Genomic DNA, 26834 nt, shown 5'->3' with positions numbered 1-26834 from the left:
TCCCTAGTCGTCCGTGGCGGCCAACGCCCGCTGGATGCTGGCACGCCGTTGTTCGATGGTGCGGCCGATGTCCTGGAGTAACAGCGGCTTTCGGCCAACTAGTTCTTCGACGTATTCGCGGTCGATCTGCAAAACGGTCACCTCGTCGAGTGCGTAGGCGGTGGTGGCGGCGGGCTCCCTGGTGAGTGTCGTGCTGCCGAGGAAGTCACCCTCCTCGAGGGTACGCACGGGTATGACGGCGCCCTCGTCATCGGTGATGGCGAGCTGGACGTGGCCGTTGACGATGAACGTCATCCGCTTTGGCACCTGACCGGCGACCTGAACGTACTCGTCCGTCGCGTACCTGGTTAGGCGGGCACGGGGGAGCAATTCCTCTTGCTCTGCCTGCGTCAGTCGCAGGGTCGGCGAGATGATTTTTATCGACGCCTCCAGCCGGTCGCGGGTTTCGAACTCATCTTCCGCCTCGTCGAGATGCAGACCTGCGCGACGCGATGCGTACCAGACCCAGCGCAGGAACGTCGCCCGCGTGACGATGTCGTCGGCCGGTGACCGCAGCGGGATCACCGTGCGGTATTCCATTCCTCCTGCCGGCCGGCTGACCGGCGTCGAGTCAGGTCGCAGCTGCGGCAACGCCGACGCCACGCGGGTCAGCATCGCGCAGATGTCGTCGGGCGCGTCGTCGAAGCCGAACTGCGTGGTGACGACCAGCGAGTGGGTGCCGGGCGGTCGGCTGAAGTTGGTGAACGATGCCGCCGCGAGTACCGAGTTCGGCATGATCAGCAGCCCGCTGCCGGTGTCGATATGCGTTGCCCGCCAGTTGACTTCGACCACCCGGCCGCGTGCGGTCGGGGTTTCGATCCAGTCGCCCAATTGAAACGGTTGCTCGAATAGCACCAGCAGACCCGAGATGATCTGCCCGACGGAGTTCTGCAACGTGAGGCCGAGCACGATCGACGACACACCGAGCGCGGTGAACAAGCCACCGATGTGGGCGCCCCAGATGTAGGCCAGCATCAGCCCGACACCGATGGCGATCAGCGCGAACCGCGCCACGTCGAGGAAGATCGACGGAATCCGCTTGCGCCACGAGCCTTCCGGTGCACCCTGAAACAGCGTCGCGTTGGTGCCCGAGAGGAGCAGCACGAGGACCACGAAGCCGAATACCGTCGCCACCACACGGACCGGCGTCGTCTCGCCGGAAATCTCCATCGCCCCGACTAGCAGGACCAGCAGCGCGCCGAGGGGGAGCAGGTAATTGCGCACCAAATGCACGGGCCGCGCGAGAAAACTGCCGCGACGCCGCAGCGCGTTCTGGAGTTCTGTGAGCAGCACCAGGCAGACGGGGAAGGCGATCGCGACGCCGATCGCCCAGTAGAACCATGGTGCCGCCAGTGTCACGGCTGACGCTCCGCCAATCGCCAGATCGGCTCTGCCTCGCCGTCGACGGTGATCTCGCCCGCTGAGGTGAACGTGCGGGTGTCGCGCATCGCGTCGTAGACCCTCGAGGTGACGTAGACGCCACCCTGCGGCGATCCGCTCTGCACCTGATACGCCAGGTTGACCGCAGACCCCCACATGTCGTACGCGAGCGTGGAGCGGCCGACGAGACCACTCGTCACGGTGCCGGTGTCGATGCCTGCCCGCAACTTCAGGTCGTTTCCGGTCTCGGCGTTGAAACGGTCGATGGTGCGGTGCATCTCGATCGCGAAGTCGACTGTGCGCCGCACATTGTCAAGGCGCGGCGTACTCAAACCGCAGCTGGCGAGGTAGCCATTGTGCAGGGTCCGAACCTGTTCGACGCCCAGATTCTCTGCAGCAGCATCGAATTGGCGAGTCAGCCGATTCACGATCGTCAGCAGCTCTTCGGAACTCAGCTCGGCGGCCAGCTCGTCCAAACCGACGATATCGGCGAAGATCACAGTCACGTTCTGATGATCTTGTGCAATCGTCTCTTCGCCCTCGCGGTAGCGCTGCACAACCTGCTCGGGCATCAGCGAGCGCAGGAGGCGGTCGTTCTCGCGTCGCTGCTCGGCGAGCAACTCTTCCTTGATCGCCAGGTTGCGGCTCATGTCGTTGAACGCGACGGTCAGGTCGCCGAACTCGTCGCGTGATTTGACCGGCAGCGTGACGTTGTAGTCGCCTGCGCTGATCTGCTGAGCACCGGCTTCGAGCCGCCGGATCGGCCTGACGAACAGCCGCGCCAGCAACATCGCGGCCAGACAGACCACGAAAATGATTACCGCCGTTGAGATTACGAGAGTGCGGGTAAACGTGAACACCGGCTCAAAGGCCTCGGTCGAGTCGATCTTCGCGATCATCGACCAGTGCAGCCCGCGCAGGTCGACCGGCGCGTAGGCCTGCAGTGTCCGGTGCCCGAGATAGTCGTCCTCGATCAGGGTGCCGCGCTGCCCACGCTGCGCCAGCCGGGTTGCCTCGTTCTTCACCGGCTGCACGAGGGTGGTGCCATGCTGACGGATCGACTCCTGTGCCACGTCGGGCGGGGTGCCCGCGTTGATCACATCACGTTTGAACTGATCGGGGTTCTCCAGGAACAGCCGCGAGTCGGACCGCATCAGGTCATCCGGTCCCACCAGGTAGGTCTCGCCGGTCTTGCCCATTCCGGCGGCTTCCCACTTACCGTTCACCGTCATCAATGCGTTGATCTTCGATATCGGGAACTGCAGCGCCAGAACGCCTTCCGCCCGGCCCGGCGGGCCGACCGGCGACACCATCCACGCGGTGGGCTCATCGGCGGGCTGGTAGTCGCCGAAATCGGTGATCCCGACGTAGTCCACGGCGTGGGAGGCCAGCGCCTTCGAGTAGGCGTCACTCAGCTCGTTCTCGCGGTACGGGCCGTTGAGGATGTTGGTGCCGAGATCGACACCCTTGTAGGCGCTGTAGACCACGTTTCCGCGGGTGTCCAGCAGCAGCGCGTCCTCGAACTCGAAGCGCAGCACGATCTCTCGGAAGAAGTCGTTGAACCGCGCATTGGCGGCCGACCACGCGCTGCCGTCGCCCGCGTCTTCGAGACGTATCGACTGGTTCCAGTCCGTGAAACGCGTCGTGTAATTGGCCTGTAGATATTTCTCCGCATTCGAGGTCGGTAACAATCCGTTGATGTCGACTTGATTACCGGTCTGCGCCTCTTCGGTCTTCGCGAATTGGTTGCGGTAGTAGTCGACGACCGACTGCCATTGGGGCGGGGTAACGGTCGCACTGTTCAATTGGTCGAAGGCCGCGGTGAACCCCTCGATGGCCTCGGTCGTCGTCGCGCCCCTGGTGTAGATGACAAGAGAGTCCTCGAGGTCGTTGAACTTGGCCTCGAGTTGGCGCGCCTGCGATTCCCTGATCTCGGTCAGCCGGTCGAACGCCGATGCCCGCAATGAGGTCCGCCCGGAGTGAAACCCGATGGCGCCGACCACGGCAGCGCACACGACACTGGTCAGCAACAGCATCACCAGCAGCTTGGACTGGATGCTGATCCGGGACAGGGCGCGGCGACGCCAGCTTCGCGGCTTGGCCGCAGGCGCGGGCTCCGGCTCTGGTTCGACCGAGGATTCCGTGTCGGTGGTAGTCGTCATTGAATCCCGAACATTAGCTTGCAAAACTTGACGATGAAGTGACTGTAGGCAAATCGTTGTCCGCGACTGGTGCAGATCCGTTCGATCTGCATCGCTTTGTCGACGCGCAGCAGCGAATCTATGACACGGTGCTCGCCGAATTGCGCGCCGGCGCCAAGCGCAGTCATTGGATCTGGTTCGTGTTTCCGCAGCTGCGAGGCCTTGGTCGCAGCCCCACCGCGCAGCACTACGGCATTTCCACGCTCGACGAGGCGCGGGCGTATCTGGCACACCCTGTGCTGGGAGCCCGACTGCGCGAGTGCACGGAGTTGGTCGCGGCGATCGACGGCCGCTCCGTCGACGAAATATTCGGCTGGCCCGACAACCTGAAGGTGCGGTCGTCGATGACGCTGTTCGCGCGTGCATCCGACGAGCCCGGAACCGAGGCCGGTTTTCGGGCGGTGCTCGACAAGTTCTACGGCGGCGAAGAGGATCCGGCCACCGTGGAACTGCTCAACACGGCGCGATGATCAGCCAGCCGTGCGGCTCGATCACATGCTCGGTGACGACCTCCTGCGGCGGCGCGCCCGACCCCGCCACAAGCCGACCCTGCCCGAAGCCGAGCTCGCCAAGTGACACCCGCATCGGCGCGTCGTCGATGTTGAGAGCCACCACCAGCACGTCGGCGCCGTTACGGGTCGCGTAGGCGAATTGCCGATTGGTCAGCTGCAGCTTCGTCGTTCGTGCGGTGTGCAGCCACGGATGGCGGCGACGCAACCCGATCAGGTACTGGTGCAACCGATAGATGGCGTGGCCGTGTTCGTCGACACCCGCTAGGGGAGCGGTGAATTCGGGCCGCACGGCGTCGTCGCCGCCGAACCGTTCCTCCTTGACCCCGCGGTACGCCGCCTCGTCCCCGGCGTACACGCTCGGCGTACCCCCTGTCGTCAACAGGAGCACCAGCGCGTGTTCGAGGTGGCGGGTGTCGTCCAGCCGGCTGGCGATCCGGGTGACGTCGTGGTTGCCCACGAATGTCAACGGCACGAAATCGTCGAGAAACTCGTTGTGGCGCACCAGTGCCCAGTCGAGTTCGTGGAAGTTGCCGTCGTTGAGGCTGCTCCAGATCGCCTTCCACAGCTCGTATTGGGTCACGGAATCGAAGCCGGAGTTCCGCACCCGCGCGACGTAATCCCCGTGGATGACCTCTCCGACGAACCACGCGTCGGGAAACTGCGCGCGGACCCGGGGGAGGACGGCGGCCCAGAACCGGTCAGATACCGCGTAGGCGGCATCCAGGCGCCACCCGTCGGCGCCGCGGCGCAACCAGTGCGTCATCACGTCGACGGTGTAGTCGATGACGTCTGGGTTGTCGTGGTCGAGCGCGATCAGCTCGCCGTGGCCCTCGAAGGTGTCAAAGCTGTTGCCGCGCTTGCGAAACCACTCGGTGTGCGCGAAATCGGCGGCGACGTGGTTGAACACCCCGTCGAGCAGCACCCGCAGCCCGCGGCTGCGGGCCTCGGCGATCAGGTGGTCGAAATCGGAGTCGTCGCCAAGGCGTGCGTCGATGCGGTAGTGGTCGGTGGTGTCGTAGCCGTGCGTGCGAGACGCGAAAACGGGACCGAGAGCGACGCCCGACGCGCCGAGCGCGATGGCGTGGTCGAACCAGTCGGCGATGCGGCGCATCCGGTGTTCGTCGGCGGCAGGCGGCGGATCGGCCGGATAGGCGCCGACGAAGCCCAGCGGATAGACCTGCCACCAGATCGCGTGCTCGACCCAAGCCGGTTCTGTCATGCCCGGAACTTCGCCTCGTAGAGGGCTTTCATGGTCTCGGCGAGTTCGGGTGCGGGCCCGTCGACTGGCACCCTGGGCGCGACGGCGTTGATCGGCAGCGGCGCGACGGGTGACGGTGGTGCACCCCATTCGGTGCGCCATTGGGTCAGCTGCTCCGACGAGGTGGCGTAGACGATGCGGCCCAACCCGACCCACGCGTGGCCGGCCGCGCACATCGGACAGTGTTCACCGGAGGTGTAAACAGTGGCGACGGCGCGTTCGTCAGGCGTCAGGTTGTCGACGGCCCACTGCGCGATCGCGAATTCGGGGTGGCGGGTCTGGTCGCCGTCCTTGACGCGGTTGCGGTCCTCGAAACGGACGGCACCGTCACCGTCGACCAGGATCGAGCCGAACGGCTCGTCACCGTCGTCCAGCGCCACCTGCGCGAGTTCCACGCAGTGGCGCAGCCGTTCGAGGTCGTCGTCGCTGATCGCCACAGGCCGCAGTTTACGCAGTCAGTGACAGACCTCGAGTCGGCACGCGCATGACGCCGCGATCGGGACGTCGGCGCGCGCCTTCAGCAGGTCGAGTTGTTGACCGATGATCGCCGCCTCATCGGTACGGCCCAGCCGTTGCAAGCATTCGTGATAGCCGTGCAGGCTCCACACGTTGCCAGGGTGTTGACATGGCCGCGCCAGCGTGGGGTCGAGTCCCAGATCTGCGGCGTACACCTGTGCGGCCTGCTCGACGTGGCCCTGCTCCAGCAGCAGGGCGCCGTATGCGTGGCGCGTCGGTTGCATCCAGCCCCAAGGTTCGTCGTAGGGCAACGAATCGTCGAGTTCGATTGCCCGCCTTAGATGTTGAAATGCTTCATCAAACCGTTGCTCGCGGTAGGCGATCTCGCCGTCGAGCATCTCGGCAGCGATCGCCAGGATGTCTCGCGCGGTGTTGTTGAACAGGTAGCGGCTGTCGGGGATGCGGGTATACGCCTCTCCGAAGGCCTGTCGCTCGGCATGTGCCTGCGGCAGTTGGCCTTTGGCGGCGTGTGCGACGCCACGGCCGTAGTGGATGGTCGCGGCGGTGGTGCAGTACAACTGGACATCGTCGGGAAGAGGTTGCGCGATCAACTCGTCCCACCGACCGAAGCGCACCAGCACGTGAATCCGCAACGGCACGAACGCCTCCAGCCAGTCGGCCATCGGCGGCGACTCGATGGCCAGCAGGTCAGGCGTGAGCTGTGCTGCGAGTTCGTCGGCCGCCTCGAACGCCGCCCTCGAGTTGCCTTCGAACATCGCGGAGTAGACGATGAAGTGCAGGTTGTGCGCACGGTACAGCGAGTAAAAGTTCAGCGGTCCCTCGCGCTCGACGAACTGCCGATCGGCCTGCACCGCAGACAGATTCGCCACGACCGAGTCGCGGTAATTGCCGCACAGCACGTCGATATGGCTGGGCATGTGCTCCAGGTGACCCGCGTCCGGGACCAGACCGCGCAGCAGATCGGCCGCGGGCAAGGCGTCCTGCGGGGTGCCCGACATCTCCATCGTGTGCAGATACAGGTGCAGGACCCCGGGGTGCTCGCGGCCCGCCGCTGTTGCCAGCGCGCCATCGAGTATCCGCTTGGCCTCAGCCACCCGTGAGCCCGGTGCGGGCGCGCCGGTTCTGGTGTCCCACAACGCCCATGCGGTGATGTTGACCAGCGCGTCGGCCGTCAGCGCCTGCACGTCGATGTCGTCGGGGTAGGCCGCACCGAGCGCGACCATCGCGTCGGCGTACGCGGCGTGCCCGGCCTGTAGCGCTTCTGTGTCGTCGGGATCGTCGGTAGGAAAGCGGGCCAGCAGCGCCTCGATCAGAGCATGTTCGACGGCGGATGCGCGTCCTTTGCCGGCAAGGCCGAGTTCCATCCGCGCCCGCGCCAGCGACACGGACAGATCGACGGGGTCGAACGCCTCCCACGCCTTGTTGTAATTCGGCCCGATCGAGTAGGCGATGCCCCAGCGCGCGATCGACAGATCGGGATCGAGTTCAAGAGCGCGGTCGAAGCAGCGGATCGCCTCTTCGTGGTTGAACGCGTAGGCCCAGACCATCCCGCGGTCGAACCAGATCTGGGCCTGCGGCGAGGGCGTATCAGTCGGCCGGTGATAGGACCCCAGGTCGTAATACGGCTCGGTCGCGGACAGCGAGATGGTCATGGGTCGCACGATAATTCACCCGCGAGGCGGTCGCGGCGATAGCGAGCACGCAGCCCGCCGCACCCCAGATCGCCAGCGTCACAAGCGGCGCCTGCGCGCCGTTGCCGCCGAAGTAGGAGACGCTGCGCAGCAGCGAAACCCCGGAGCCCTGCGGCACGATCGTGGTGAACGTCGAATAGAAGCCCGACAGCAGCGGGCGGCCCACCGGACCAGCGGCCGCGGCGTTGCCGATCACGACCAGGAAGGCCGTCAGCGCCATCGACGCGACCGACCCGAACGCGGCCGCCACACCCGTGATTGCCCCGCCGACTGCCATCGCATACAACCACAACGCACCGAACACCTGCCAGGTGTGCCCGGTCAGCGCACCAAGAATCACGTCGACGTAAACGGTCACCGCGCCCGCCAGCAGCGCCGAGAACCCGGCCAGCGTCGCGGTCCGCAGCGCCAGCGTCAGCGGTGTGCGCACGGTGCCCATCAGGCGACCCAACACCGTGGCCCCGACGGACGCGCCGATCGAGATGAAGATGATCGCGTAGAACTCGACCGTTCCGGACGGGTCACCGGCCGATGCCGGCGCGACGTCCTCAACCGACGGGTTCAGACCTGCCTTGGCGGCGATGCTCCGGCCGACGGTCTCTGCTGCGGTGGCAACGCTCTTGCCGCCGCCGCCCGCGACGTAGATCTTCAACTCACCGGGCGCGGCGACCGCGTACGCGGCGTCGGTCTTGCGCTCGTAGACCTGCTGGCGCGCGGCCGCTACGTCGCCGACTTGGGTGACCGACAGCGTGTCCTGGCCGCGGATGCCGTCCACGAGTTGCTGTGGGCCCGCGACAGCGACGGACATGTGGTGCAACGTCGGTTTGGCGAACGCGCCGGAATAGCTCGCAATCATGGCGAGCACGAAGAGCGTGAGCCCGACCATAGCGAGTGCCACGGTGCGCACAGCGGCGCGATCGCGCACCGGGTGCCGCTCGGGGGCCTGATGCTTAGCCATTCTGGGGACCTTTCGAAGAAGTGGTGAGGCCGAGTAGGGCGTTGACGGTGTCGAGCGCCGCACTGGCGCGGCCGCTCAGGTCGGTCGAGTCGGGGTCTTCCATCCACGCCCGCAGCACCTCCATGAACCCGCCGACCAGAAATCGGCTGACCGATTCCGGGGTGAGGCTGGCGATCGGTGAGACCACCGGCATGCCGTTTGTCGCGATCTGGACGCACGCGGGCTGCAGTTCGGCGCGGAACGCCGTCACCACCCGTTGCGTCACCGCGCTGGGCACGATGTTGCGGTACATGGACCGGTGCTCGGAGGCGAAGTCGAACAGCCGCAGAATACGGGCGCGGGCGTCACCGTGAATGTCTGCGGTCGCCGCGGCGAACGCGACAGTGAATGCGGTCGAGATCGCGTCGTCGCGATCGGTGAAGTGTTGGTAGAAGACCTGCCTGCTGACCTGAGCGCGGGCGACGATGTCGCCGACGGTCAGCTCGTCGACCGGCCGCTCGTGCGCCAACGCAAACGCTGCCTCACGCAGGCGGGTGCGGACCCGTTCTGCGCGGGGATCGATGCTGTGCGCTCGTGCGGCCATACGAGCAGCGTAAGCGACTTCGTAGACAGCTGACTACGAAAGTTTAGGTAATCTAAGACACCTGTTTGATCAGGTGTGACGGCCGCTACTTCAGAGCGTGTGCAGTACGGCGGTGGCGACCGCGAGTGCGAGCCCGATCACGGCGGCCGACGTGTCCTTGACGCCATCGGAGGCCCGCAGATGAAACGCGATGGCCCCGATCGACAACAGCGCAAGGCCGATCGCGGCGGCGATCCCGATCGGGGCCCAGAGCAGACCGACGAGCGCGCCGGCCACGCCTGCCAGTTCGCACACCCCGATCAGCCGCCATTGCAGCGGTTTGACGCCGAGGTGGTCGCGGATGGCCAGCGACTGGGGGACACCGAGCAGTTTGATGCTCGCGGCGAATGTGAAGAGCACGGCGAGCAGGATCGTCACGACAACGGTGGCGGTGTCCATCTTCGAGCAGAGTAACTGACTAGCGTTCTTCGCGTGCTCCAGATAATCCTCAACTACGTAGGCATTGCGGTGTTCGCGGCGTCAGGTGCCACTGTGGGTGTTCGTAAGGGCTTCGACCTGTTCGGCATCGCAACGCTGGGGGTGCTCACCGGCGTAGGCGGGGGCGTGCTGCGCGATCTGCTGCTCGACAGACCGCCGTATTCAATTCAGCACTGGCCCAACATCACAGTCGCACTGCTCGCCGTCGCGGTCGCAACGCCGTTCGCCCATCTCGTGTTGCGGATGAACACCGCGGTGTTGGTCCTTGATGCGATCGGGATGGGCTTCTTCGCCACCTCGGGTGCGGCCATCGCGGTCGACGCGGGCGCCAGTTGGTTCGCGGCGGCCATCATTGGCATGCTCACGGCCATCGCGGGCGGCATGCTGCGCGATGTGATCGCTCGCGAGGTTCCCTATGTCATGGGTCCTGACGATCTGTACGCGCTGCCCGCGTTGCTCGGCGCCGTAACCTACGTGACGATCGACTATTTCGGGCCGCAGTGGGTGGGTGTTGCAGTCGGCAGCGCGCTTGCGACGCTACTGCGCCTCGCTGCATTGGCGTTCCACTGGCGGCTCCCGACCGGCCCACGCGAGTTGATCATGCCGGATGCCTAGTCAGTGGCCGGCGGCGACGTCCGCCTCGTCGACTACCACCGGCTCCTTGGCGCCGGGCAGGAATGAGTAAGCGACACAGACGATTCCGAAGGACACGTAGCCCAGCGCGACTTGCGGGTTGGCCGCCCACGCCACCTCGGGCGCGTGAATGAGACCGACGAAGGACAACACCGCGCCGACGAACGACGCGATCGCGGCATAGACGAACTTCTTTTCCAGAATGAAGGCCACCATGGTGCCGAGGACAAGGCCGACGAGGATGGCGCCCTCGCCGAGTGTCTGCAGCCCCTCATACACGACACCGGCCTTGTTCAGCGCGTCGACGCCGACCTTGGGCGCAGAGGTGCCCGCCGCATTCAACGCGTTGTCGATGAGTCCGCTGGCCCACTGGGCGAGGTTGGGCAGCAGCGCCGCGACGACAGCCACGGCGTGCAATCGCGGCACGGCCTGAAAGGCCTGGGCGCCGATCAACAGCCCGATGTAGAGCAGGATCGGCACGATTGCAGGCACCGGCAGCAGGCTGTCGAGCACCCCGAAAAGCCCTAGGAAACAGAGGATTCCGATCACCACGCCGCTGGCAAGTGAATAGTTGGCGCGCCCGCCTGCGTCCTTCCAGCCCGGGTGGCCGATGTAGACGGCTGGCGGAAACGGCGATCCGAACGCCGAGCCGATCACCGCGCCCGCCCCATCGGCGAGCAGCACGCTGCGCAGGTTGAAGTTGTCGCCCGCGGCGGCGGCGCTCTCCACGTTGCTCATCGCCTCGGTGAAGTTGTAGACGCCCAGCGGAATCGCGGTGCCCAGCAGGGGCGCCAAATTCGAAAGGCCGTGGAACAGCAGATCCAGCCGCAGATCCGGAATGCCGATCGCGATGTCGGAGATCGCCTTTCCCACATCGGGTGCCGACATGTAGCCGCCGATCCAGCCGATCGTGGTGCCGACGAGCAAAGCGGCAAGTCCGACCGGGATACCGAACGGCAGCTTCACGTCGGTGAAGAAGCCGACCAAGATGATGGCCATCACGGGCAGGCCGATCCACGCCGCCTCCCACATCTGCGCTGCGGGACGCATCGAGATGAATGTGATCGAAATTCCGGCCAGCGTCCCGAGCATCGCCGCGCGCGGGGTGAGCGCTCGGATGTAGGGGCCGACGAACGCGCCGATCATCACGATCACACCGATCATGAAGGCCCACGCCAGCCCGGCAGACCACGCTTGAATCGGGTCTTTTGTGTTGAGGTACACCGGCAGCATCACGACGAACACCACGATGAACATGTGCGGCACGCTTGGGCCGTACGGCAGTGCGGTCACGTCGTCGCGGTTCTCCCGACGGGCCAGCCGGCGCGCCAGAAACGTGTAATACAAGTTGCCGAGGATCAACGCCACCCCGAGAGCGGGCAACACGGTGCCGAGGACGTCGCCTGCGGGCACCGACACGACGCCGATCATCAGACCGGTCAGCGTCAGGACGTTGACCAGAATGTTGAACCCGAGCCCGAAGAACGCGTTGGTGTCGCCGCGGGTCCACGCGGGCAACGACGTTCGTGGCGGATCGACCGGCGGGTCGGCGGCTGGCTTCGTGACGTCGGTCGTCATTGAGAGTCCTTTCAGGCGGCGGCGGTGGTCAGTGCGTGCAGCGCAGGTATCACGGCGGCGGTGTCGGCGACCCATCCGAAGATGCCGCCCTGCGCCTTGATCATGTCGAGCCCGACGCGCTGGAACTCGGGGAAATACGAACCGACGCAATCGGATACGACGAGGCACTCGTAGCCACGGTCGTTGGCCTCACGGGTGGTGGTGTGCACGCACACCTCGGTGGTCACACCGGTGACGAGCAGCTGGGTGATGCCGGCTTCGGTGAGAATGTCCTGTAGTTCGGTGGCGTAGAACGCGCCCTTGCCGGGTTTGTCGATGACGACCTCGCCGTCGATCGGCGCAAGCTCGTCGACGATGTCGTGTCCGTACTCGCCGCGGATCAGGATGCGGCCGTATTTGCCGTCGTCGCCGATGCGTTTCGACGGGGCGCCGCGATTGAGCTTGGCAGGCGGGCAGTCCGAAAGGTCGGGCTCATGCCCCTCCCGAGTGTGTATGACCATGACTCCCGCGTTGCGGGCCGCGGCGATCAGGTCGGCCAGCGGAGGGACGACCTTGAGCAGCTGGGCGACGTCGTTGCCGAGGCTTTCGCCAAACCCGCCCGGCAGCAAGAAGTCTCGTTGCATGTCGATCACGATCAACGCGGTCTGGCCGGCAATCAGTCGAAACGACGAGGGTTCGGCCGGCACTTCGATGGGGCTCATACCCGCTCCTCGGTCATGGTCGTTGCGGCCGACGACGTTCGCGGCTCGTCGAGAATCTGCGCGGCGAGATGCAGAACGGTGTCGTCCGTGCCTGCCGCACCGAGAAGCATTGCGCTGTAGGGCCGCCCATCGCTGGTGAGGCCAAGGGGCACTGCCGCCCCCAGCAGGTCGAGCAGGTTGCCGAAGTGTGTGTAGTGGCCGAGCATCGTGTTGCAGTCGATCGGCGCGGCAAGCACCTGCGCGACGTTGAATGTGGTGCCGATGGTCGGCACCACCAGAACATCCATCCGCTGCCAGAGTCGCGCCGCGGCCGCCTTGAGTTCGGCCAGCCGCTGGAGCGCAGCGAACGCGTCGACCGCGGTGTACTTCTGCCCGCCCCGCAGAATCTCCCTGACCACGGGATGTATCGAATCCGGTTGGGCGGCAAGGAAATCACCGAACTCGACGAGCCGCTCGGCCACCCACGGGCCCTGGTAGAGCAGCTCGCCTGCCGCCAGGAATGGCTCCAACGAGACGTCGACGATGGTGGCGGTGCGAGCCAGGTGCTCGCGGAATCCCAGGTGGGCGCGGCACATCGGCTCGTCTCCGAAGAACTCGAGCTCGTCTGCGGGCGGTAAGCCGACCCGGATCGGTGAGCCGTCGTAGCGCGGCCCGCGATCGCGTGACCAGGCATCGTTGTCGTCGCGGGCCGCTACCACGTCGAAGACGCGGTCGACATCGTCGATCGAGCCCGCCATCAGACTGATGCAGTCCAACGACTTGCATGCGGGGACGAGTCCGACCGTGCTGATCACGCCCCGCGAGGGTTTGAATCCGACCACGCCGTTGAGAGCGGCGGGAACCCGGCCGGAACCCGCGGTGTCGGTGGCGACGGCGAACGGCACCTGGCCGAGCGCGACCGCCAGCGCGGAGCCCGAACTCGAGCCGCCGGAGATCATCTCGCCGCCGTAAACGCTGCGCGGGATCGGATAGGGCGTGCGGGTGCCGTTGAGTCCGGTCGCGAACTGATCCAGATTCGTCTTGCCGACGTACAAGGCGCCCGCGTCGAGCAGCCGGCGCACCACCGGCGCCGTCGTCGTCGCCACGTATGCGTAGTCGGGGCACGACAGGGTGGTCGGCACGCCCTCGACATCGATGCTGTCCTTGACGCCGAAGGGAACGCCGTAGAGCGGCAGAGTGCGTGCGCCTTCGCGCTTTTCGATCTCTTCGGCGGCGGCCAACAACTCATCCCTTGGCACCGTCGAGAGCCAAGTGCCGTCGTCACCACGGGCGGCGATCGCATCGGCCACCCGGGCCGCCGTCTTGGTTGGTGAACCGGTGCCGCCGGCATGTGATGCCAGTATCTCGGCGACGGATGGCCCGACGGACGGTCCATGCACGTTAGCTGCCATCCGGTAAATATTCGTGAGCTTGATGGCGATCGCGGGTCGAGCGTGTGTCGTTTGTGTTAGCTGTGCTGTTCGGGAACTCTCGGAACGCCACGGGCCGTTGTGTTCACCGTGGCCACTGCGGAGTCGTTGCTTGTCGTGCATCAGGATCTTGCCACCGCGTCGTCGCTGGCACCGCTGCTGCGCCTCAACGGCAAACCGGGCTTCGTGGTGGCAGACATGACCGACGTCGACGACTTCGCACCGATCCCGTCGGTGGTGTTGCCGGATGCGCCGCGCTATCTGCTGCGCGACCTCGACCGCGGTGATGCGATGGCCAACTGGAGTCCAGAGGAGGCGCTGCGCGCCATCGAGGACGCCGGGCGGACGCCGCTCACGCTGACCGAAGGATTGCAGTGGCTGCTGCAGCAGCCCGATGTGCTCGAGCGCAACCACTGCTTCATGACCATCGGATCACGCCGTCGCAAGCCCGACGGCTCCCTTGACCCCAGGACACCCGCGGTGTGGATCAGCAACGGCACCGGGCGCGACGGGCCTGCGAACCGCAACGCGCCGAAGGTCGGCTGGTGCTGGGCGGGCAATCGGCACACTTGGCTCGGATTCGCCTCTGCCGGCGGCAGATTCAGCGTCGACTGATCAGCGCCGTGTCGACGAAGGGTGTGACCGTGTCGAGCCAAGCCTGCGGCTCCGACGAGAACACCACGTGACCCGTCGGCAGTGTCGCCAACCGGGACCCCGGGATGGCCGCCTGCACCGCCTTGCCCCATCGCAGCGGCGCGGTGATGTCCTTGGCGCCCCAGGTGATCAGCACCGGCACGCTGATCTGGGCGGCCCGCCCGCGCAGGTCGTGACCGGGGTCGGTGAAGCTTCGCCACAACGCCGCCGCGGTGCGCGCACCGCCGTCCGTCTTGGCGCGCGCGACGACGCCGTCGACGACGGCCCTGTCGGTCGGGTTCTTCGCGCGCATGTACGCGCGGACAAACAGCGGGAACACGACCTTGATCACGGCGGGGTGACCCATCACGCCGCAGAAGAACCGGGTGAAGACGCTGTGCGGGGTGAAGCCGCCGTTGTTGATCAGCACCACACCGGCGACGCGCTCGGGCCGCTCCAGCGCCAGTCGGCATGCCGCGTAACCGCCGACCGAGTTTCCGACGACGACAGCGTTGGTGAGGTCCAGTCGATCCGCGAATTCGATGAGCAGATCGCCGAATTCGACTGCGCGCAGCGGGGTAGCGGGCAGGGGAGACTCGCCGTGGCCGGGCCAGTCGAGCGCGATGACACGCCGGCCCTTGCCCAGGCATTCGGTCACGGGGGCGAAATCGGTGCTGTCGTGCAGCGCCGCGTGGAGCAACACGATAGGCGGGCCGGAGCCCTCATCGGTGTAGGAAACGGTGCCGAGTGCGGTGTGCATGGTTGCCATCGCCGAACCTTTCATTGACCGGTCGGTCGGTCAGTTACACTATCGCATGTGGAAGTGGCGAACAAGAGAGTTGCCGCCGCGCAGCAGACCCGCGCGAAACTGATCGAGACGGGGCTGGTGCTCGCAGAGGAGCTGGGACTGGAAGGCTTGTCGGTGAACGCCGTCGTCGCGAGTGCTGGGGTGTCGAAAGGCACGTTCTTCCATCACTTTCCGGATCGGGTGTCGTATCTGGTCGCGCTGCATCGGCGCTTTCACGATGTGCTGTTCGACGAGGTGATGTCGGCCATCGCCGAGATGGCGCCGGGCAAAGACCGGCTCACCGCGGTGGCCGCCACCTATTTGGACGCGTGTCTGCGCGACCGCGGCGTTAAAGCGCTACTGCTGGAGGCGCGAGGCCATCTGCCGATCGCCGATGAGGTCATGCGCCGCAATCGAATGAACGTCGATGTGGTGGCTGCCGACTTCGAGGCACTCGGTGCGCGCCATCCCCGGGCATCGGCGCGGTTGTGGATCGCTGCGACGGCCGAGTGCGCGTTGATGGAGCTAGAACTCGGCCGTCGCGATTCGGCGGCCCGGGCAGCGCTCGGCGCGCTGGTGCGATGAGCCGCGGTCAGCAACTCGACAAGCTGCACTAGAACGTGTTCTAGTGCAGGTGTGCTGGAGTGGACCCTGGAGAACCTCAGTGCCGACGAGGTCGCACGGATGCGCTCGATATATGAGCCGCTCACCGAGTCCGTGCGCGCGCTGATCGACGCGACCATCCGCACCGAGGTCGGCGCCGAAGCGGTTGCCGCCGCCAAGGCCGAGATCGATGCGGCCACAGCGCGGCTGCGCAGTCAGCAGGTCGACGGGTCATATGGCATCCGGTTCACCGCAGACGGCGACCAAATGCCGTGGGGCAACGTCGTGATCGGTGTGCGCAATCCCGTGGCCCCACCCTTGGAGATCCTGCACAGCGACGACGGCGGCGCGTTCACCGACTTCCATCTGGGCGCTGCCTATGAAGGGCCGCCAGGACACGTGCACGGGGGAGTCGCGGCTCTGGTGCTCGACCATGTGCTCGGCGCCGCGGCCAGCAGCCAGGAGAAGCCACGCCTCACCGGCACCATCACGTTGCGCTACCGGCGACTCACCCGGCTCGGCGATCTGCACGCCGAAGCCAGGATTGCCCGCACGGACGGTGTAAAGACCTATGCCGTCGGCCATCTCGCCGACGACGAGGGCATCACCGTCGAAGCCGAGGGCGTCTTCATCCGGCCACGTTGGGCTCGCGACTGACCCGAAACCTGTTGATTCCCAGCGTTATTCCTCGTAGCCTGGTGGGTCGGGGTTGCCGTGTAGGAGTTCTTCGGGGTGGTGGGCGTGGTTGATCTCGGGTGCCGTGGTGCCGTCGGTCCAGGCCAGTCGGCCGTTGTGGGTGATGCTGGTCTGGTAGTGGCCGTTTGTGATGAGTTTGTGGTCGGGTCCGCAGGCAATGAACAGGCAATCGGCGTCGGTGCGGCCCTCGGGTGTCCAGTCCGGGCAGTGGTGGACCTCGCTGTGATAGCCCGGCCGGGTGCAGCCGCCGTCGCGCGCATAGCAGATGATCCGTTGATCGGCCGTGGCGATGCGAGTCTGGCGCCCGAGGTAAATGGGCCGTTCGGTGTGGTCGTCGAACACCGCCAGATAGTGGATCGAATCGGCGGCCAGCCGGATCACATCACGCATCGGCAGCACGCCCTGGCCGCCGGTGCGCGCCGGCGAGGGCATCGGGATATCGGGGTTGGTGACCGCGTGAGCGGCCTGGTTGAGTTCGGCCAGCGTGGTGCGCGCGATCACCGTCACCGGATGACCGCGATGGCTCCCAGCCCACCGGCAGCGATACCGGCCTTGAGCCCGAGTTTGACCCCGTCATGGCAGCGCTGAGGGCCACTGCGCTCATCGACGACCTCGGCCATGCGTCCGTCGGGTAAGTGGCGGCCGGGGCGCACCGCGGCGGTCACCGCCTCCACATAGGCTCGGGTTTCGGGGTCGATGTAGCCCGACAACCGTGACATCCCATCGCGGCCCTGCGGCCCCAGGAGCAGTCCGCGCCGCCGCTGCCGGTCGGCTTCATCGAAGTCACCGTCGGGGTTGAAGATCTCATCGATACGCCGCGCCAGGGCCCGCACGATCTCGGCGTCCTTCTTGGTGGCCTCGCGCACCAGGCTGGCCTCGACGTCCTCGCGATCTGTGCCCGACACCGCCGAGGGCAGCGTGTCGATGGCCCGCGCGATGACCCGCAGATGATCCTCACCGATCACCCCGGCGGCCAGCGCGTCGGCCACCTGGGGTAGTTCCGGTGCCAACGGCGGACCCGACAGACAGCGCCGCGGCACCAAACGGGCCGCAGTCTTCATCCGGCGTTTGACCTCAGCCGGCGCGATCCGCAGTCGCGCGGCCAGACTGTTGACCAGTGCAGGCACCATCGCGGTTTCATCGGGCGGATCAGCGATCTCACCGAAGAACCGATACATCAACCCCCGATTGGTGCGCTCCTGGGCCTCCAACCGCTCGGCGAGGGCCACCCGAAACTCGTTGCCCACCTCAGCCGACGACAACCCACGCATCTCGGCGTAGGCGGCGTCCACCGCATCAGCCAGCGCGTCAAACCGCTCCCGCGCCGCGTGTGCAGTGACGAATTCGCCCATGGCACAACACTATCGAACACCTGTGCCAAATCCCCGGCACTCAACTGCCACCTGTGGATGAATTCGCACCTGGGGACAACCCACCACCCACAGCCAAAAAATGTCAGACCCACATGCTAAGCCGTGAGCTGGCGCTGAGCCGCAATGCCGGCCAGGCTCCTGGTGATCGTCGCGACTTCAGCCACCAGCACTCGCGCACCAGCGTTGTCGGCGGCAAGCCGTGCCCCCTGCTCGCGCACTTGTTGATTCGCCGCGGTCAGCTCGTCGAGGTCAACCGTCCACGGCCTGGCCGGACTCGGCGGTGCGCCGCGCAGGGCGTCGACGTAATCATCAACGGCGGCAACGAATTCCGGGGTCAGCGCGGTCGCAGGCTCGCTGGTCAGACTGCTCTCCAGAGTCGTGCACGCGCTGGTCACTGCGTTCAACGCAGCGCGATACGACCGCAGCCAGCGCCGCAGCTCGCGGGAATCCGCCCGCGTCGCACCGGAGGCCGCCTCGAACGCCGCGCGGGCACGGAACGCTCGCTGCCAGGCCGCCGACAACGCCTCGGCGGGATGCTCCAGCTCATGCACGTATGCCTTCACAACCGCTGCGGCGTAATCGATTTCAGATTTCAGCAGTTCGCCCGCACGCTGGTGCAGCCGGATCAACGCGTGATCGGGCAGCATCACATGGGCGATGACGGCCAGCCCGCAGCCGATCACCACCGCGAACAACGAGTCCTTCAGGTCCCCGCCTGCTGACGCGGGGTTGATGTCGAGCAAGAACACCACCACCGCCGCCACTGCGGCGCTCACCGCGAGGTAGCCAAACCGGATGACCAAGTAGGCCAACGCAAGGAACACGACCGCCACCACCGCCGCAGGCGAACCCGTCGGCTGCCACACCAGAGTCACCACCGACGCGACCACGATTCCCAGCGCGATGCCGGCCGCCCTGCCGACACAGCGCGTGTAGGTGTGTGCGGTTTCGGGCCGCAGCACCATCAGCACGGTCAGTGCGATCCAGTGGCCGTGCGACACCGCACCGAAGCGATCCGCGGCCACCCCCAACGCGGCAGCCGACGACAACCGCACCGCGTGGCGCAGCACCGGTGAGGTCCACGTCAGGTGGTCGCGCGCGACGCCGACCGCGGCGAGCAGCGAGCCGACGAGGTCGGGGCGACGGAACTCGCCGAACCGGGAGGCGAAGGCCTCATGCATCTGTGGTGAAAACCGTTGCGCGGCGGCCGCATGCGGACCCGTGACGGCCGCAGCCGCAGCATCGACACGCGCCAGCGCGAATTCGGCGTCCCGTCGCGCGGTGTGGTGGTGGTTGGCGATCGCGTCCAAGAAATCGGCGGCGGGCGTCAGCAGCAACGCCACCGCCTCGTCGCCACCGCGCAGTGCGCTCAGTGTCGCGGCGATCCGCTCGGGCAGCCGGTAGCCGCCGTGGTAGGCCAGTGGGCGTCGAGTCGCATCGCTGTCGACGAACGCCTCGCGCAGCCAGGTGAGAGGGGCAGTGGTGGCCACGACGGCGTCCCGGTCGGCGGCGACACGGCGGGCATCGGCAGCGAGCCCGCGGTAGGCACGCGTCAGCGCATCGCGCTGCACCCGCCAGCGCTGCGGTGGCCACACCGCGATCAACGCCGCCTGAATGCAGCCGGCCGCCACGGTCAGCAACGTCGCAAACACGACGGCCGAAGCCGTCGGCGCCACCGGAGGCGAGATCACCAACAGCGCTGCTCCCGCGGCGGCCACCAGAGCCGGTTTGCTGCCGAGCGCCCACTGCATGCCAGCGGCGAAGCACCAGATCGCGACCGCGGCGATGAACACCGGCGCGTAAGACGCGGTCACAGCTCCGAGGAAGACGACGGCACCGAGTTCCAGCGAAACGACGATGACCAGCGAAACTCGCCCGGCGGGGCTGTCCTGCATCGCGATCGCCCCTGCGATCGCCGCGGCCCCCGAGGCCCACACGGCTGCGGCAGGCGACGCCGACGCCAGTGCGACCGCCGCTATCGCGAGGACCCCGAGCAGGCTGCGCGACACCGCGCCGATGTCCGGTGTCGTCTGTCGCAACGCACGGGTCCACGCCCCGCCCGGGCTGATCACCCCGCCGGTGGTCATCTGACCATTTTGACCCCACCAGTGTCACCAAACGGTCAGCACACGCGGCAATTTCGGAATTGAAATTTCGTCGCCGTCAAAAGCTTTGCGGCACAGCGCGTATCCGATTTGACCCCACGAAATGCGTTTGTGGCGGTACCGTCAGCTAACCGGATCAGTTCAGCGACGCTGGAGGTGCCGATGGCCGACGACGCGGTCGTCGATGACAGCGTTGCTGGTTTTTCTCGAATACTCCGGATCCCATCGAATTCGCGCCATTGTGCGCCATCCGTATTTTGCACAGTCAGTCCGAAAAGCGAAGGGGGCTCCCATGAGTACGGCCGCTGAGCGTGCAGCCCAACTGGAACTGGTCGCCAGGCTCAAGTCCGCCTATCCCGAGCTTCCCGATGCGCCGACGCCGGACATGTTGGACCACGACCGCATCACCGCCTACTTGAAGCCCGTCCACGACGTCGGCGGTGAACCGGACGCTCCGATGAAGTACGAGAACAAGCAGTACGAACTCTGGGAGCACATGACCTATGTGATCTGCGAGGTCCTCGGCTGGCGCGGCATCTGGCTCTCGGAGGAGCGGCGCCGAATCGGCAATGTCGACGTCGGGCGCGCCGAGTACCTGGGGCTGCCGTACTACGGCCGCTGGTTGATCGCCGTCGCCCGCGTCCTGGTCGAGAAGCACCACATCGGGCTCAGCGAATTAAGCGAGCGGATGGCCGAGGTCAAGACGCGTTACGCGGGCGGACTGGAGGGTAAGACGCTCGAGGCCGAGCCGAAGTCCGAGGGCGACGGGTCGAAAGTCAAACGCAACCAGCACGCCGAAGAAGCGCAAGGCAAGGGCGATCCGCAGTGCTACGCCGGTCAGGCAGGCGAGGCGAAGTTCAAGGTCGGCGATCCGGTGGTCGTGCGCGAGCTTCCGGTGATCTTTTACACCCGCACACCGGAGTACGTGCGGGGCGCCAAGGGCGAGATCGAGGCGGTCGCGTACGAAAGCCCGGCCGCCGAGGACGAGACCTGGGACCGTCCCGTGAAACCGGAATGGTTTTACGTCGTGAAGTTCAACATGGCCGAATTGTTCTACGGCTACACCGGAACGGCTCACGACGTGATCTCGACCGAAATTCCCGAACGTTGGCTGCAATCCGCGAAATAGGCTGCGCAGAAAGGGTTTTCCATGCCTGACCACGACCACGACCACGACCACGATCACGATCACGAGCGCACCGTCGCACCGATGGTCGACGAAATCACCGACTTCGAAGTGCTGGAGATCGCGCTGCGCGAGTTGTGCATCGAGAAAGGAATCTTCACCGCGGAAGAACACCGTCTGATGACCGAGTTCGCCGAGCAGATCGGTCCGACGCCCGCCGCGCATCTGGTGGCAAAGGCGTGGCTGGATCCCGAGTTCAAGAAACTCGCACTCGCCGAACCGATGACGGCGAGTAAGGAAGTGGGTGTCGATTGGCTGCACCCAACGGGGTGGGGGACACCAAGTGACTTCACTGCGTTCCAGATCCTCGCGGACACCCCGACAGTTCACAATGTGATCGTCTGTGCGCTGTGTTCCTGCTATCCGCGCCCGATCCTCGGCAACTCGCCGGAGTGGTACCGCACCCCCAACTACCGCAGGCGCCTGGTCAGGTGGCCCCGCCAGGTCCTCGCCGAGTTCGGGTTGTATCTGCCCGACGAAATCACGGTCCACGTCCAGGATTCCAACCAGAAGCACCGATTCATGGTGATGCCTCTGCAACCGGAGGGAACCGAAGACTGGTCCGAGGAACAGCTTGTCGAAATCATCACCCGCGACTGCCTCATCGGTGTCGCGCTGCCGAAAGCGGGTGTCACCACCAACGTCATCACCGACACCCGGCCTGCGATTCATCCGGGGAATGCGGGATGACCGAGCGAATCAAGACACTCGACGAGATCGTCGAGCGCAATCAGGTCTGGCCCGTGATGGCCGCCAAGTGGGGTGTGGAAAATCCCGTGCCGCCGTGGAAAACCAGCCTCGACGGTCTCTGCGATGCGCTCGACCGCGCCGCATGTGACGAGAACGTCCCCGACTTCAAAGCACGCCGCGACGAGGAGGATGCGCTGTCGGCATCCGTTTACGCGAACCTGCCGTACCCGGAGAACCAACTCGTCGCGCTGGCGCATTCGTTGGTGGCCCGCGGCGTCATCGACGAGGCAGAACTCAAACAACGGCTCGCCGTCATCCGCGAAAGGCTCGAGGCCTAGATTCGACTCGTGGAGAAAGTCATCCTCACCCTGCGGGGCGCCGAGGCCGACGACGCGTGGTGTCGCCGACTACGTGACGATGTCGCCGCCGAACTGCTCGACTCGGGTGTGCCCGGGCTTGCGGTCAATGTGCGCGACGGCGAGGTGCGCGACTCGCTGATGACGTTGACGACGCTACAGCCGCCGGTGGTCGGGTTCGTGACCGTATGGACGCAACAGTCGTACGGCGATCAGATGCGCTCGGCGATCACCCGACTGGAGAAGGAGTGCGACGATGTCGCGGGCTATCTGGTGACCGAATCGGTGCCGTTGCCGCCGCCGGAGACCGCCCCCGGCGAGCGCACCCCGGGACTGGCGAACATCGCGCTGCTGCGCAGGCCGGCCGACCTCGACGAGGCCACCTGGCGACAGCGCTGGCACATCGACCACACGCCGGTGGCCATCGCGACACAGTCGACATTCGGGTACACGCAGAACACCGTGGTGCGTCCGATAACCCCCGAGGCGCCCGTCATCGACGCGATCGTCGAAGAACTGTTTCCGATCGAGGCGACGTCCGACCTACACGCTTTCTTCGGGGCCGCCGACGACGATGAGCTGCGCGACCGGATGGAGCGCATGGTGGCCAGCACGGCAGCCTTCGGCGCGAATCGAGACGTCGACACGGTGCCGACGAGTCGGTATGTCTTCCGTACTCCGTTCGCGGGGAAGGGAATCCGATGACCACGCTGGACGACGCGGTCGCGCTGGCCTCCGACGAAAGCGGGCTCGCGGTGATCTCCACGCTGCGTGCCGACAACACCATCCAGGCCTCGCTCGTCAACGTGGGGAAGTTGCCGCATCCGGCCACCGGCGCAGACGTCCTCGGGTTCGTCACCTACGGCAAGGTGAAACTGGCGAACCTGCGGGCGCGTCCCCAGCTCGCCGTCACCTTCCGCAAGGGCTGGATGTGGGCGACGGTCGAGGGTCAGGCTGAGATTGCCGGGCCCGATGATCCGCAGCCGTGGCTTGCCGACGGCGAGCAGCTCCGGCTGCTGCTGCGCGAGGTCTTCACGGCTGCGGGCGGAACCCACGACGACTGGGATGAGTACGACCGCGTGATGGCCGAGCAGCGCCGCACCTTGGTGTTCGTCGCACCCACCCGGGTGTACAGCAACGGCTAACGCATACGCTTCTCGCGTGATCCTGCAGATCTCCGACGAGAACCGGGTGCGCACGCTCACCCTGAACCGGCCCGACGTCCTCAACGCGTTCAACGAGGAGCTGTATCACGCGACGGCGGTCGCGTTGGGTGACGCGGCGGCCGATCCCGATGTGGCGGTCGTGTTGCTGACCGGGGCGGGCCGGGCATTCTCGGCGGGCAACGACCTCAACGAGATGCAGAGGCGCATCACCGATCCGACGTTCAACAACCAGGGCAGCCACTTCTCCACGATGATCGAAGCGCTCGCCGACCTTCCCAAGCCCCTCATCTGCGCCGTCAACGGTGTCGGAGTCGGTATCGGCGCAACGATTCTCGGTTACGCGGATCTGGTGTTCATGTCCTCGACGGCGCGGCTGAAGACACCGTTCACCAGTCTCGGCGTCGCGCCCGAGGCGGCGTCGTCATATCTATTGCCGCAGTTGATGGGTCGGCAAAATGCTGCCTGGCTGCTGATGTCGTCGGAGTGGGTCGATGCCGACGAGGCCCAGCGCATGGGGCTGGCGTGGAAGGTGTGCGAACCCGACGATCTGCTGCCCGAAGCTCGTCGCCACGCCGAAGTCCTTGCCTCCCGGCCGATTTCGAGTCTGATGGCCGTCAAGCAGACCATCGTCGAACCAACCCGCGGGGAGATCGCGGCCGCCACCGCCAGAGAGATCGCGCACTTTGCCGAACTGCTCGGCGCGGCCGCCAACGCCGACGCGCTTGCCGAGTTCACCCAAAAGCGCACGAGCTGACATGGTGTCCCGTCCCGCAGCGGACGAGATTGCCGCGCTGCTAGAGCCGATCGTCTGCCAAAGGATCGCAGGTGCCGCGGACGCGCACATCACCAATTGGTGCGCCGCCGAGCGCGGCCTGTCCACCGAGACGTTCCTGTTCGACCTGGAGCGAGACGGCGACGAGGGCCCGACGACGTTGAAACAGTTGGTGTTTCGGCGACCGCCCGATGTCAATATCTTTCCCGACTACGACCTGACCCGTCAGGTGATGGTGATGAACCGGCTGCGCGACACCCCGATCAGCGTGCCGGCGGTTTACTGGCTGGACCGCGAAAGCGCCGACCTCGGCACGCCGTACTACGTGATGGAGCAGTTACCGACAATCGGCACCGCGAGCGACTTCCCGTCGTATCACTCGCAAGGCCTGTACTTCGAAGCCACGCCCGAGCAACGATCCACTATGTGGTGGGGCTGCGTGCAGGCGATCGCCGACGTGCACGCGCTGGATTGGCGCACGCTGCGGCTGGAGAAGCTACTGATGCCGCAGCGCGGTGACCAGCCGCTGGAACAGGTCGTGGAATACTGCGCCGAGTTGCTGAGGTGCTGGTCGGAGAGCAGACGCCAGGAACTGGTCGACGCCGTGGAGTGGTTGCGCGACAACATCTATGAGCCCGAGTACCTCGCGCTGTGCTGGGGTGACAGCCGGCTGTCCAACGTGCTTTACGGGCCGGACTACGAGGTCACCGCGGTGCTCGACTGGGAGCTCGCCTACATCGGCGATCACGAAGCCGACCTGGCGTGGCTGCTGTTCGTCGACTGGGCCTGCACGGAGTACCAGGGCATACCCCGCTTGGACGGCACCCCGTCCCGCGAGGAAACCGTCGACCGATACGAGCAGCTGTCGGGACGCGCGGTGCGCAATCTGCACTACAACGAAGTGCTCGCTGCGGTCGAGCTCGGCATCCCGGTATCCAGGCTGCAGTCCCGGCTGCGAAACCAGGGACTACTGATCGACGACATGGATCTGGCCGGGTTCTGTGTCGAGCGAATTCGCCAGCTGCTCGACTAGCGGCCGACGGATTCCACTGCGCGCCCGGCGTAGTGGGCTTCGATCATCGCCCGCAGTGTGCGCCTGCAACGCCCGCAATCGCCGCCGGCTCCGCAGGCCTCGGCGATCTGCTTGGAGGTCTTCGCGCCGTTCGCAACGACCTCGTTGACCACGTGGCTGGTTGTCCCTGTGCACAGGCAGACGAACATCAGACCGCCTCGCCAATGCTCATGAGGTGTGCGAACCTGCCGACGAACTGGGTGGGGTAGGCGCCGAAGCCTGCGCCCGACATCCACTCTGCGGCCGCGTCTGGGTGGTCGATCCACTGCCTGGCGCTGACCTCGTGGGCGATCTCCTGCAGGATCAGCACTTCGCGTCCGTCATCGAGTGCCTGATAGACCCAGATCTTTCGAACACCGCCGCCTTTGAACCGCTCCAGGCCGTCGTGCACCTTGTCCATCAACGACGGCACGTCGTCAACAGACGCCATCACGCCGACCACCACCCGGCCGACGTGGCCTTCGGGCGTCGGGCCGTCGAGGTCGATCTTCTCGACGACTTCACCGCCGAATATCGGCGGAATATCGTCGGCGCCGGAGATATCGAACAATTCGAATATCGCCGGGGAACGAAGTACTTCGCGCACGGATCCGGCCTGCCGAATGCCGATTGTCACCAATACCCGGTCGGGCTCCCAGATGGAGGTGTAGAGCACCACATGATGGGCGCCGATCACGGCCAGCGGCTCGCGATGTTTGTTCAGCCATTTCCACATCCGGTCGACATCGTCGACCCGGAAATCACAGGCCAGGATGAATGAGTGCAAGTCGTACTCACCCATCGATGTCCCTGTCTCGTCGAAGCAGCTGGAAGTGTTAGCGCAGTCTAACCTTACTTAGCCCGGGCGGTCCAGGCCGCCCGAAACACGCCTCTCTCAACGGCAAAGATGCGCTCGGTCGAGCGCGAGGCACTAGATTGGTGAGGCGCTACAGACAGCCCCAGCTTGATCCAGCCCCTCACGTTGCTTAGGAGCGACCATGCAAGGCGATCCGGATGTTTTGAAGTTGCTCAACGAGCAATTGACAAGCGAACTCACGGCGATCAACCAATATTTTCTGCATTCCAAAATGCAGGCGAATTGGGGATTCACCGAGATCGCAGAACACACCCGGAAAGAATCGTTCGAGGAAATGCAGCATGCGGAGGCAATCACCGACCGCATTCTTCTGCTGGACGGCCTGCCGAATTATCAGCGGCTTTTCTCACTGCGCGTCGGTCAGACCTTGCGTGAACAGTTCGAAGCCGACCTCGCCATCGAATACGAGGTGATGGCGCGCCTCAAGCCGGGCATCGTGATGTGCCGCGAGAAGGAAGACGCCACCACAGCGAACCTGTTCGAGAAGATCCTCGCCGACGAAGAGGAACACATCGACTACCTCGAGACCCAGCTGCAGCTGATGGACAAGCTCGGCGAGCAGCTCTACCTCGCACAGTGCGTGTCGCGGCCGCCGTCCTCGCTGTAGGCCCTGTTTCGCATCTGCCCGCGCGGTAACCCTGA

28 protein-coding genes and 1 pseudogene are annotated in these 26834 nt (G+C 65.7%); 13 read left to right on the top strand and 16 right to left on the bottom strand.

The window, feature by feature from the left end; translation table 11 throughout:
- Positions 1 to 3 precede the first annotated feature (3 nt).
- A complete protein-coding gene (locus tag J3E61_RS31450) occupies positions 4 to 1398 on the bottom strand; it encodes a mechanosensitive ion channel (RefSeq protein WP_192722685.1) in 1395 nt (464 codons plus the stop codon).
- The gene (locus J3E61_RS31445) at positions 1395 to 3581 is read right to left on the bottom strand and encodes a HAMP domain-containing protein (RefSeq protein WP_210086546.1); all 2187 of its coding nucleotides are present in this window, start codon (positions 3579 to 3581) and stop codon (positions 1395 to 1397) included. The genes J3E61_RS31450 and J3E61_RS31445 overlap by 4 nt, the downstream gene beginning before the upstream one ends.
- A gap of 56 nt (positions 3582 to 3637) precedes the next feature.
- Here J3E61_RS31445 and J3E61_RS31440 point away from each other — a divergent pair, with 56 nt between their 5' ends.
- On the top strand, positions 3638 to 4090 hold the full coding sequence (locus J3E61_RS31440) for a DUF1810 domain-containing protein (RefSeq protein WP_210086766.1): 453 nt from the start codon (positions 3638 to 3640) through the stop codon (positions 4088 to 4090).
- Here the strand turns inward: J3E61_RS31440 and J3E61_RS31435 are convergent.
- From J3E61_RS31435 to J3E61_RS31410, 6 genes are all read right to left on the bottom strand, one after another.
- Positions 4074 to 5351 carry a DUF3459 domain-containing protein gene (locus J3E61_RS31435; RefSeq protein WP_210086545.1) on the bottom strand — a complete coding sequence of 426 codons (1278 nt, stop codon included), beginning with the start codon at positions 5349 to 5351 and terminating at the stop codon, positions 4074 to 4076. The two genes, J3E61_RS31440 and J3E61_RS31435, sit on opposite strands and share 17 nt — an antisense overlap.
- Positions 5348 to 5827 (bottom strand): nucleoside deaminase, encoded by a 480-nt coding sequence (locus J3E61_RS31430; RefSeq protein ID WP_192722688.1) that lies wholly within the window; start codon positions 5825 to 5827, stop codon positions 5348 to 5350. The genes J3E61_RS31435 and J3E61_RS31430 overlap by 4 nt, the downstream gene beginning before the upstream one ends.
- A gap of 18 nt (positions 5828 to 5845) precedes the next feature.
- On the bottom strand, positions 5846 to 7519 hold the full coding sequence (locus tag J3E61_RS31425; RefSeq protein ID WP_210086544.1) for a tetratricopeptide repeat protein: 1674 nt from the start codon (positions 7517 to 7519) through the stop codon (positions 5846 to 5848).
- Complete coding sequence (locus J3E61_RS31420; RefSeq protein WP_192722690.1) at positions 7455 to 8516, bottom strand: hypothetical protein; 1062 nt, start codon at positions 8514 to 8516, stop codon at positions 7455 to 7457. The genes J3E61_RS31425 and J3E61_RS31420 overlap by 65 nt, the downstream gene beginning before the upstream one ends.
- A complete protein-coding gene (locus J3E61_RS31415) occupies positions 8509 to 9099 on the bottom strand; it encodes a TetR family transcriptional regulator (protein ID WP_192722691.1) in 591 nt (196 codons plus the stop codon). The genes J3E61_RS31420 and J3E61_RS31415 overlap by 8 nt, the downstream gene beginning before the upstream one ends.
- A 90-nt stretch (positions 9100 to 9189) precedes the next feature.
- Complete coding sequence (locus J3E61_RS31410) at positions 9190 to 9537, bottom strand: DoxX family protein (RefSeq protein WP_210086543.1); 348 nt, start codon at positions 9535 to 9537, stop codon at positions 9190 to 9192.
- A gap of 33 nt (positions 9538 to 9570) precedes the next feature.
- Here J3E61_RS31410 and J3E61_RS31405 point away from each other — a divergent pair, with 33 nt between their 5' ends.
- A complete protein-coding gene (locus tag J3E61_RS31405) occupies positions 9571 to 10191 on the top strand; it encodes a TRIC cation channel family protein (protein ID WP_210086542.1) in 621 nt (206 codons plus the stop codon).
- Here the strand turns inward: J3E61_RS31405 and J3E61_RS31400 are convergent, their stop codons facing one another.
- Genes J3E61_RS31400 through J3E61_RS31390 form a run of 3 tightly spaced genes read right to left on the bottom strand, consistent with a single transcriptional unit; the run spans position 10192 to position 13879 of the window.
- Positions 10192 to 11787 (bottom strand): regulator, encoded by a 1596-nt coding sequence (locus tag J3E61_RS31400; RefSeq protein WP_210086541.1) that lies wholly within the window; start codon positions 11785 to 11787, stop codon positions 10192 to 10194. It abuts the gene before it with no gap.
- Between the two features lie 11 nt (positions 11788 to 11798).
- Positions 11799 to 12488, bottom strand: a complete 690-nt coding sequence (locus J3E61_RS31395) for a cysteine hydrolase (RefSeq protein WP_210086540.1) — start codon at positions 12486 to 12488, stop codon at positions 11799 to 11801.
- Positions 12485 to 13879, bottom strand: coding sequence for an allophanate hydrolase (locus J3E61_RS31390; RefSeq protein WP_210086539.1), 1395 nt, complete (start codon positions 13877 to 13879; stop codon positions 12485 to 12487). The genes J3E61_RS31395 and J3E61_RS31390 overlap by 4 nt, the downstream gene beginning before the upstream one ends.
- Positions 13880 to 13978: 99 nt before the next feature.
- On the opposite strand from J3E61_RS31390, the gene J3E61_RS31385 reads away from it, so the two are divergent.
- Positions 13979 to 14512 (top strand): hypothetical protein, encoded by a 534-nt coding sequence (locus J3E61_RS31385; RefSeq protein ID WP_210086538.1) that lies wholly within the window; start codon positions 13979 to 13981, stop codon positions 14510 to 14512.
- Here the strand turns inward: J3E61_RS31385 and J3E61_RS31380 are convergent.
- Entirely contained in the window at positions 14499 to 15299 is an 801-nt protein-coding gene (locus J3E61_RS31380; RefSeq protein ID WP_210086537.1) for an alpha/beta hydrolase, read from the bottom strand. The genes J3E61_RS31385 and J3E61_RS31380 overlap by 14 nt on opposite strands.
- Before the next feature lie 48 nt (positions 15300 to 15347).
- Between J3E61_RS31380 and J3E61_RS31375 the strand changes: the two genes are divergently transcribed.
- Both J3E61_RS31375 and J3E61_RS31370 read left to right on the top strand, forming a co-directional pair.
- Complete coding sequence (locus J3E61_RS31375; protein ID WP_192722698.1) at positions 15348 to 15902, top strand: TetR family transcriptional regulator; 555 nt, start codon at positions 15348 to 15350, stop codon at positions 15900 to 15902.
- A 51-nt stretch (positions 15903 to 15953) separates the two neighbouring features.
- Entirely contained in the window at positions 15954 to 16577 is a 624-nt protein-coding gene (locus tag J3E61_RS31370) for a PaaI family thioesterase (RefSeq protein WP_210086536.1), read from the top strand.
- Between the two features lie 24 nt (positions 16578 to 16601).
- On the opposite strand, the pseudogene J3E61_RS31365 reads toward J3E61_RS31370, so the two are convergent.
- A pseudogene (locus J3E61_RS31365) lies at positions 16602 to 17968 on the bottom strand (13E12 repeat family protein).
- 116 nt (positions 17969 to 18084) lie between these two features.
- The gene (locus J3E61_RS31360) at positions 18085 to 20076 is read right to left on the bottom strand and encodes an FUSC family protein (RefSeq protein WP_210086535.1); all 1992 of its coding nucleotides are present in this window, start codon (positions 20074 to 20076) and stop codon (positions 18085 to 18087) included.
- Between the two features lie 310 nt (positions 20077 to 20386).
- Here J3E61_RS31360 and J3E61_RS31355 point away from each other — a divergent pair, with 310 nt between their 5' ends.
- From J3E61_RS31355 to J3E61_RS31325, 7 genes are read left to right on the top strand one after another with little or no spacing between them, the layout of a single operon-like run.
- Entirely contained in the window at positions 20387 to 21223 is an 837-nt protein-coding gene (locus tag J3E61_RS31355; RefSeq protein ID WP_210086534.1) for a nitrile hydratase subunit beta, read from the top strand.
- A 21-nt stretch (positions 21224 to 21244) separates the two neighbouring features.
- Positions 21245 to 21970, top strand: a complete 726-nt coding sequence (gene scnC, locus J3E61_RS31350) for a thiocyanate hydrolase subunit gamma (protein ID WP_210086533.1) — start codon at positions 21245 to 21247, stop codon at positions 21968 to 21970.
- On the top strand, positions 21967 to 22308 hold the full coding sequence (locus tag J3E61_RS31345; RefSeq protein WP_192722704.1) for a thiocyanate hydrolase: 342 nt from the start codon (positions 21967 to 21969) through the stop codon (positions 22306 to 22308). Before scnC ends, J3E61_RS31345 begins: the two co-directional genes overlap by 4 nt.
- Before the next feature lie 9 nt (positions 22309 to 22317).
- Positions 22318 to 23031, top strand: coding sequence for an EthD domain-containing protein (locus tag J3E61_RS31340; RefSeq protein WP_210086532.1), 714 nt, complete (start codon positions 22318 to 22320; stop codon positions 23029 to 23031).
- Positions 23028 to 23471, top strand: a complete 444-nt coding sequence (locus tag J3E61_RS31335; RefSeq protein WP_210086531.1) for a PPOX class F420-dependent oxidoreductase — start codon at positions 23028 to 23030, stop codon at positions 23469 to 23471. The genes J3E61_RS31340 and J3E61_RS31335 overlap by 4 nt, the downstream gene beginning before the upstream one ends.
- 16 nt (positions 23472 to 23487) lie before the next feature.
- The gene (locus tag J3E61_RS31330) at positions 23488 to 24246 is read left to right on the top strand and encodes an enoyl-CoA hydratase/isomerase family protein (RefSeq protein WP_210086530.1); all 759 of its coding nucleotides are present in this window, start codon (positions 23488 to 23490) and stop codon (positions 24244 to 24246) included.
- A gap of 1 nt (position 24247) precedes the next feature.
- Positions 24248 to 25297: a phosphotransferase family protein gene (locus tag J3E61_RS31325; protein ID WP_210086529.1), complete on the top strand. Its 1050-nt coding sequence runs from the start codon at positions 24248 to 24250 to the stop codon at positions 25295 to 25297.
- On the opposite strand, the gene J3E61_RS31320 is transcribed toward J3E61_RS31325, so the two are convergent.
- A complete protein-coding gene (locus J3E61_RS31320; RefSeq protein ID WP_192722709.1) occupies positions 25294 to 25485 on the bottom strand; it encodes a (2Fe-2S)-binding protein in 192 nt (63 codons plus the stop codon). The two genes, J3E61_RS31325 and J3E61_RS31320, sit on opposite strands and share 4 nt — an antisense overlap.
- Complete coding sequence (locus J3E61_RS31315) at positions 25485 to 26117, bottom strand: fatty-acid--CoA ligase (protein WP_210086528.1); 633 nt, start codon at positions 26115 to 26117, stop codon at positions 25485 to 25487. Before J3E61_RS31315 ends, J3E61_RS31320 begins: the two co-directional genes overlap by 1 nt.
- 196 nt (positions 26118 to 26313) lie before the next feature.
- Here J3E61_RS31315 and bfr point away from each other — a divergent pair, with 196 nt between their 5' ends.
- Positions 26314 to 26799: a bacterioferritin gene (gene bfr / locus J3E61_RS31310; RefSeq protein WP_192722711.1), complete on the top strand. Its 486-nt coding sequence runs from the start codon at positions 26314 to 26316 to the stop codon at positions 26797 to 26799.
- The last annotated feature ends 35 nt before the right edge of the window (positions 26800 to 26834 follow it).

Source organism: Mycobacterium sp. OAE908, from assembly GCF_017872775.1.
GTDB lineage: Bacteria > Actinomycetota > Actinomycetes > Mycobacteriales > Mycobacteriaceae > Mycobacterium.
This window is presented reverse-complemented; position numbering and strand designations above follow the sequence as displayed.

Excerpts from the sequence above, each read along its gene's own strand:
- J3E61_RS31445 (WP_210086546.1), bottom strand. The coding sequence starts at position 3,581 with ATGACGACTACCACCGACACGGAATCCTCGGTCGAACCAGAGCCGGAG.
- J3E61_RS31435 (WP_210086545.1), bottom strand. The coding sequence starts at position 5,351 with ATGACAGAACCGGCTTGGGTCGAGCACGCGATCTGGTGGCAGGTCTAT.
- J3E61_RS31425 (WP_210086544.1), bottom strand. The coding sequence starts at position 7,519 with ATGACCATCTCGCTGTCCGCGACCGAGCCGTATTACGACCTGGGGTCC.
- J3E61_RS31420 (WP_192722690.1), bottom strand. The coding sequence starts at position 8,516 with ATGGCTAAGCATCAGGCCCCCGAGCGGCACCCGGTGCGCGATCGCGCC.
- J3E61_RS31415 (WP_192722691.1), bottom strand. The coding sequence starts at position 9,099 with ATGGCCGCACGAGCGCACAGCATCGATCCCCGCGCAGAACGGGTCCGC.
- J3E61_RS31410 (WP_210086543.1), bottom strand. The coding sequence starts at position 9,537 with ATGGACACCGCCACCGTTGTCGTGACGATCCTGCTCGCCGTGCTCTTC.
- J3E61_RS31400 (WP_210086541.1), bottom strand. The coding sequence starts at position 11,787 with ATGACGACCGACGTCACGAAGCCAGCCGCCGACCCGCCGGTCGATCCG.
- J3E61_RS31395 (WP_210086540.1), bottom strand. The coding sequence starts at position 12,488 with ATGAGCCCCATCGAAGTGCCGGCCGAACCCTCGTCGTTTCGACTGATT.
- J3E61_RS31390 (WP_210086539.1), bottom strand. The coding sequence starts at position 13,879 with ATGGCAGCTAACGTGCATGGACCGTCCGTCGGGCCATCCGTCGCCGAG.
- J3E61_RS31380 (WP_210086537.1), bottom strand. The coding sequence starts at position 15,299 with ATGGCAACCATGCACACCGCACTCGGCACCGTTTCCTACACCGATGAG.
- J3E61_RS31360 (WP_210086535.1), bottom strand. The coding sequence starts at position 20,076 with ATGACCACCGGCGGGGTGATCAGCCCGGGCGGGGCGTGGACCCGTGCG.
- J3E61_RS31355 (WP_210086534.1), top strand. The coding sequence starts at position 20,387 with ATGAGTACGGCCGCTGAGCGTGCAGCCCAACTGGAACTGGTCGCCAGG.
- scnC (WP_210086533.1), top strand. The coding sequence starts at position 21,245 with ATGCCTGACCACGACCACGACCACGACCACGATCACGATCACGAGCGC.
- J3E61_RS31345 (WP_192722704.1), top strand. The coding sequence starts at position 21,967 with ATGACCGAGCGAATCAAGACACTCGACGAGATCGTCGAGCGCAATCAG.
- J3E61_RS31335 (WP_210086531.1), top strand. The coding sequence starts at position 23,028 with ATGACCACGCTGGACGACGCGGTCGCGCTGGCCTCCGACGAAAGCGGG.
- J3E61_RS31325 (WP_210086529.1), top strand. The coding sequence starts at position 24,248 with ATGGTGTCCCGTCCCGCAGCGGACGAGATTGCCGCGCTGCTAGAGCCG.
- J3E61_RS31320 (WP_192722709.1), bottom strand. The coding sequence starts at position 25,485 with ATGTTCGTCTGCCTGTGCACAGGGACAACCAGCCACGTGGTCAACGAG.
- J3E61_RS31315 (WP_210086528.1), bottom strand. The coding sequence starts at position 26,117 with ATGGGTGAGTACGACTTGCACTCATTCATCCTGGCCTGTGATTTCCGG.
- bfr (WP_192722711.1), top strand. The coding sequence starts at position 26,314 with ATGCAAGGCGATCCGGATGTTTTGAAGTTGCTCAACGAGCAATTGACA.